Origin of the sequence: Mesorhizobium sp. M6A.T.Ce.TU.016.01.1.1, assembly GCF_003997065.1 — a bacterium.
GTDB lineage: Bacteria > Pseudomonadota > Alphaproteobacteria > Rhizobiales > Rhizobiaceae > Mesorhizobium > Mesorhizobium mediterraneum.
In genome coordinates, this window is sequence record NZ_RZTJ01000070.1 from 1 (window position 1) to 2247 (window position 2247).

General features: G+C 57.1%; 2 protein-coding genes and 1 pseudogene. 2 read left to right on the forward strand and 1 reads right to left on the reverse strand.

Going from position 1 to position 2247, the window contains the following annotated elements; translation table 11 throughout:
• Nucleotides 1-213 (reverse strand): annotated as a pseudogene (locus EOC94_RS34430) (hypothetical protein); the annotation flags it as partial.
• 11 nt (nt 214-224) lie between these two features.
• Here EOC94_RS34430 and EOC94_RS33125 point away from each other — a divergent pair.
• Nucleotides 225-1163 carry an ABC transporter substrate-binding protein gene (locus EOC94_RS33125; protein WP_127295830.1) on the forward strand — a complete coding sequence of 313 codons (939 nt, stop codon included), beginning with the start codon at nt 225-227 and terminating at the stop codon, nt 1161-1163.
• Between the two features lie 92 nt (nt 1164-1255).
• The coding region (locus EOC94_RS33130; protein WP_127295832.1) for a betaine/proline/choline family ABC transporter ATP-binding protein at nt 1256-2247 on the forward strand (992 nt) is incomplete at its 3' end.

The window sequence follows — 2247 nt, forward strand, 5'->3', positions numbered from 1 at the left end:
GTAATTTGCCGCCCGGAATGGGTCGACGAACGCCATCGTCGCCGCCAAGTTGAAGTTCGGCATCACGACGATGAGAATTTTCATCGACTGGCTGTTCGTCGGCATTTGTCCAAAAAAAGCAAATTGAAGTCCGGGAATGTTAAATTGGCTGTCCGGATTATGCAACACTTCAATCGGTAATGCCGCAGAGCAGCGGCAAAGACCTAACAACAAAGGGGAATATCATGCTGGAACGTCCAGTTTGGAATGTTACAGGCATTGCGCTTTCGCTCATTTTGGCCGCGAATGCGCCGGCCAGCTCTGCCGACCTTGGTGCCAAGGATGAGCCTATCAAGCTCCCCATGCTGGAATGGACCGGCCAACACGTCTCGACGCACATCGCCGGCCAGTTGCTGCAGAAGCTTGGCTACAAGGTCGAGTACGTCACCGCCGGCATTTTCCCCCAGTTTTCAGGCCTGGCCGACGGCACGATAAGTGCCTCGGTTGAAGTCTGGCTCAACAATACTGGCGACATCTACCCAAAGGCTCTAGCAGCCAAGCAGATCGAGGATATCGGCAGTCTTGACCTCGAAACGAGAGAAGGGTGGATCTATCCGAAATTTATGGAGCAGGTGTGTCCGGGCCTGCCGGATTGGACGGCCCTGAATAAGCCGGAATGCGCTCAGGCTCTGTCGACGCCGGAAACCGCGCCGAACGGCCGTTTCCTGGACTACCCGTCTGAATGGGGTTCCCGCTCCGCGACAATCTTGGCGGACAATAATATGCCGTATACGGCCGTGCCGTCGGGTTCGGAAGGGGCTCTGGTGGCAGAGCTTGAGGCGGCAGAAGCGGCCAAGACTCCCCTGTTGATGATGTTCTGGGGACCGCATTACGCCTTGGCCGAGAATGAGGTCGGCTGGGTAAAGATGCCGCCTTGCAAGGAGCAGACCAGCGAACACTGCATCACGCCACCAGACGTGAACAAGGTCGTGTGGTCTGGCTTCGGCGCCAAGTGGCCCGCTGCATATGCCTTGCTGAAGGAATTCAAGGTTAACGCGCAGGAGCAGCAAAAGATGATGCTTGCCATCGATAAGAAAGGTCAGGATCTCGATGCCGTGGTGAAGGAATGGGTCGATGGCCACGAGTCCACATGGCAACCTTGGATCGACGCCGCCAAGAAGTAACGCCCGGAGGTTTAGCCCTTTATAATGCACCGGAAGCCGCACCAATGGCGCGGCTTTTAGGTAACTTTATCATAGCACATGGGCCAAATGTCATGACGCAAGAGCGACCGATCAAGATTGCCTGCCGCAACGTTTGGAAAGCCTACGGACGTCGACCGGCCTTCTATTTTGACTCAAGGGGCTACAAGATCGATCCTGACGCGCTGGCGGACCGCTTGCGGGCCGAAGGCCATTTGCCAGCAGTGGTTGACGCGTCGTTCGAGGTGGCCACTGGCGAAATCTTCGTCATGATGGGCATGTCTGGCTCAGGCAAATCAACCCTCGTACGTTGCCTCTCGAGGCTTGTGGAACCCAGTGCAGGCGAAATCTTGCTCGACGGCCGGGATCTGTTGAAGGCATCCCCCAAGGAACTGATCGAGCTTCGCCGACACAATATGGGCATGGTGTTCCAGAATTTCGGCCTTTTGCCACATCTCACGGTGCTCGAGAATGTGGCTTTCCCTCTCAAGATCCAGAGAAAAGGCCAGAAGGAGCGGGAGGAACGGGCACGTGAGATGATTGCGCTGGTGGGGTTGGACGGCCGTGAGAACTCCTTTCCGAACCAGCTATCCGGCGGCCAGCAGCAGCGCGTGGGCATCGCTCGCTCGCTCGCAGTTGGCCCCGCCCTTTGGTTCCTCGATGAGCCGTTCTCGGCACTAGATCCGCTAATCCGCCGGCAAATGCAGGATGAGTTCTTGCGATTGCAAAAGATGCTCAAGAAGACCATCATCTTCATCACGCACGACATCGCCGAGGCCTTCCGTCTGGCCGACCGTCTCGCGATCATGCGTGCAGGCAAGATTGTCCAGATCGGTCGACCGGCCGATATCGTCCTCAATCCTGCCGATGACTATGTTGCCCAATTCACCGAGGATATACCGCTACTCCGCCTCATCAAGGCCGGTGATCTGGCAACAGCGATCAATGGGACGGCGGTCGACCATGACATTCAGGCCGACGCCAGCATTGAGCAGCTGATCCCCTGCATCGCAGGTGGCGCGAAGACTTTTGGCGTGGTGCAGGCCGATGCCCCGCGCCGGATGAT